The organism is Paenibacillus maysiensis, assembly GCF_000520815.1.
GTDB classification, from domain to species: domain Bacteria; phylum Bacillota; class Bacilli; order Paenibacillales; family Paenibacillaceae; genus Paenibacillus; species Paenibacillus maysiensis.
The window spans coordinates 1-3,521 of the sequence record NZ_ASRY01000312.1; the positions used below are offsets into that span (position 1 = coordinate 1).

The window sequence follows — 3,521 nt, forward strand, 5'->3', positions numbered from 1 at the left end:
GTGCAAGAAGCAAGCCATGGGTGAAAAGAGCTTCTATAAAGAGTTACAAAATGATCCGCGTTCAACAGACGAATACATATTTCAGAATCTCATGTATTGGGACAGGCTACCTGAGTTTGAGGATATGGAACTAGCCATGTACATTGATCCAGCCATTAAAGCCGGGAAGAAAAATGACTATTCTGCGGTTTCAATTATTGGGCAGCATCGGAAGACGAAGCAGATGTACGTGATCGATGGCATTATCTATAAATTGCTGCCGGATGATTTGTTCCAAGTCGCTATTGAGAAGTTAAAGCTTTATCCTGTAGATAAGCTGGGCTTTGAAGTCAATCAGGCACAAAGCTATATGAAGCAGAAATTTGAAGAAGAGTTATGGAAAGCGAAGATACATACGCCAGTTGAAAGTGTCCATTCCAAGGGGCAGAAGCATGAACGCATTATTAGCTTGGAGCCGGAAGTGAAGAAGGGTCATATTCTGTTCAATGCAGATAACCTCAGATATAATCATCAGGTGAAGGATTACAATCGAAATTGTACATATGATGATGCGCCAGATAGTTTATATGGGGCTGTTCAATTAATTCAGTCGGTAAAGAGTCTGAAGTTTTATGATCGCAGTTTGTTGTTTTGAGGATTCTTCTAGATACTCAATCTTTATTTTATCCAATCTCGTTAAGCTAACGAACAGGATACCCATGCTGTATTGATGAATATTATCTTTTATGCTATTCAAGTCTGTAATATGGTATATTGAAAATCAAGAAAAAGGGGGGATTAATATTCATTACCAAGCTATTAATCTGAATGAGAAGTTATCTAAGTTCAATGATCATTGGTCTCCGAAAGTCATTGGTGAAATGAATGACTATCAATTTAAATTGGTCAAGATAGTTGGGGATTTTGTATGGCACGATCATCAAGATACCGACGAGGTGTTTATCGTGCTCGAAGGGGAGATGTTCATCGATTTCCGCGATGGTCAGGTAAAGATTTCCCAAGGCGAGATGTTTATTGTACCAAAGGGTGTCGAACACAAACCTTTCGCTAACAAGGAGTGTCATATCATGTTGGTGGAGCCTAGGGGCGTAGTAAACACCGGCGGGACTGAGTCAGAATTAACAGCAGTCAATGATATTTGGATCTAGTGCATTAGGCTTCAGTTCGCTTACATCGTTAAGCTAACGGGGACACGTTAGTTCAACAAGGAACTACCTTATTAAAGGTGGTTCTTTTCTTTATTTAAGCAACAATTACATAGTCCATTTTGAAAGGAAGTATATATTTGCAAATTACGGAACAAATCATATTAGAGAGCCTAAACGAACTGCAAGCGGCTGTATTAGCCAAACAGAAATACTCAGATTACTACAATGGTCAGCATGCCATTCTCAAGAACTATGCGATGCAAGAAAGTCGAAGTAATCAAAAGCTTATCTTCAATTTCCCACGTAAGTTCGTAGATAACGAAGTGGGTTATCTGCTCGGTAAGCCAGTAAACTATGTGTCCAAGTCGGATCAGGACGAAGCTATACATAACATAGATGTACATATGAGTCATTGGGACAAAGAGCATAATTTACAGCTTCGAAAACAGTCTGAAATCTTTGGTGAAAGCTACGAATTGAACTATATCGACTCAGATGGCCAGTTTTCAGCCACGGTGCTATCTCCTTTGAATGCGTATGTGTTGGAGTTCGGAACAGCAGAAAGAAATGTATTGCTTGGCCTACATAAATTTACGAGACGGTTTGATAAGCAAGTGTATCTGGATGTGTATACCGACCGTGAAATCCTACACTATACAATTAGTAGTGATAATAAAAACAATCAAATGAAGCAGAACCAAGCACCTGAATTAAAATATATCGGCAAACATAATCACATCTTTGGAAGAGTCCCGCTTATCTCCTGTCCAGCCAATACGGAGAGAAAAAGTGGCTTCCAGGATGTGATTTCTTTATTTGATGCCTACAATGCGTTGAATTCAGACTTGGTCAATGAAATCGCAGATCATCGCAACGCCTATCTCGTGATTGAGAATGCGAAGCTGGAAGCTGAAGATTTATTGAATATGAAGAAGATGGGCATTATTCAAGTTCCGGCTGGAGGAAAGGTAAGTTGGCTTACGAAGGAGATTAACGATTCTTTTGTGAAAAATGAGTTGGATAACATTGAACGCAAAATCTTCGACATGATGGATCAGGTTAACTTTAATGAAAACTGGGCCAGCAATACGTCTTCCTTAGCGCTGAGAAACAAGCTGCTGAATTTGGAGAATAGAGTGGCGATGCGTGAGGCGTTGATGGAAAAGGCGATCAAGCAACGTCTGCGTAACTTCTTCACCTTTCTGCACATTAAAGAAGGCGTTCAATACGATTACCGGGATATCGCGGTGAAGTTTACTCGTAACTTGCCGACAGATTTGGTTGGAATGGCTGATGTGATCGTTAAATTGCAGCAAGTGGTCTCTCAGGAAACGTTGCTGACGTTGCTTCCGTTTGTCGAGAATCCAAAGCTGGAATTCAATAAATTTCATTCGGAGCAGCAACGATTAGTTGGTACCGATAAGGAGGTATCAAATGCAGAATAAAAATAGGATCAAGTGGCTCGTGAAGAATAGCTGTGCTTGTTATCTCGGAGCAAAGCATGGTATCCCAAACTATTGCTGTTTACAGGATGCTCCATGTGTATTTTTCGCTCAAGATGATGGCCTGCCCCGGTGTATATATTTTGAAAATGGAGTGCTGCCAATAGACGAGAAGCTGGAGCGAGAATATGAGTCTGAACGTAGTGTAGAGACTGAGCCTAAGATAGCGCAACCAAGGGTGAACTGTCCGAAATGTAGGGCTACATTTTCAGCAAATTCGAATCGGCAGAAATATTGTGAGAAATGCAGAGATAAGAATGCGAACGAAAAGTCGAAGTTACGGATGCGCCAGATGAGAAAAAGCAGGCTCGATGTTACGCTTTAGGCTATCCAAAAGCCATATAAACTAAGGTTGAAAAACAACCGTAAATGGTGAGGGAGTATGTTTGTATCTATTTCTCATTTTTGCGGCTTCTAATGCGTAACATCATTGTATCGGATATGACGTTAAACGAATTCAACATACATATGCGTGTTCGAAAGCTCGAACCTATACAGACTTACGGTGTTACGCTTTAGGCTATCCAAAATCCGCATAAACAAAGGTTGAAAAACAGGCAAAAGTGGGGAGTTGGTATGTTCGTACCTTTTCCTTATTTTTGTGATTTCTAAAGCGTAACAAATCCTGTCCTGAGCATGACATTAAACGGCTTAATTCAATACATACATAAGCGTGTTCGGTTCTGCGTAGTCGAATGGGCATTAAAGGAGATTATCAAAAATGAATTTAGAACAAATGAAGCAGTTAATTGAAGAAAACCAAACGAATGAGGAATGGCAAACGTATCTTCAGGGTTTAAATCCGTATAGCGTGGATGGGATAGAGCAATACATTCAATCTAATCAGCAAGCAAAAAGTTGGTTCGATAGC

3 protein-coding genes are annotated in these 3,521 nt (G+C 40.2%); all 3 read left to right on the plus strand.

What is annotated here, in order from left to right:
* Nucleotides 1-634, plus strand: a 634-nt coding sequence (terL, locus tag L696_RS28980) for a phage terminase large subunit (protein ID WP_155985467.1), incomplete at its 5' end; no start/stop codon positions are given.
* Nucleotides 635-782: 148 nt separating this feature from the next.
* Nucleotides 783-1,148 carry a cupin domain-containing protein gene (locus L696_RS0124445; RefSeq protein ID WP_025685965.1) on the plus strand — a complete coding sequence of 122 codons (366 nt, stop codon included), beginning with the start codon at nucleotides 783-785 and terminating at the stop codon, nucleotides 1,146-1,148.
* 137 nt (nucleotides 1,149-1,285) lie between these two features.
* Entirely contained in the window at nucleotides 1,286-2,593 is a 1,308-nt protein-coding gene (locus L696_RS0124450) for a phage portal protein (RefSeq protein ID WP_025685966.1), read from the plus strand.
* Nucleotides 2,594-3,521: the final 928 nt, after the last annotated feature.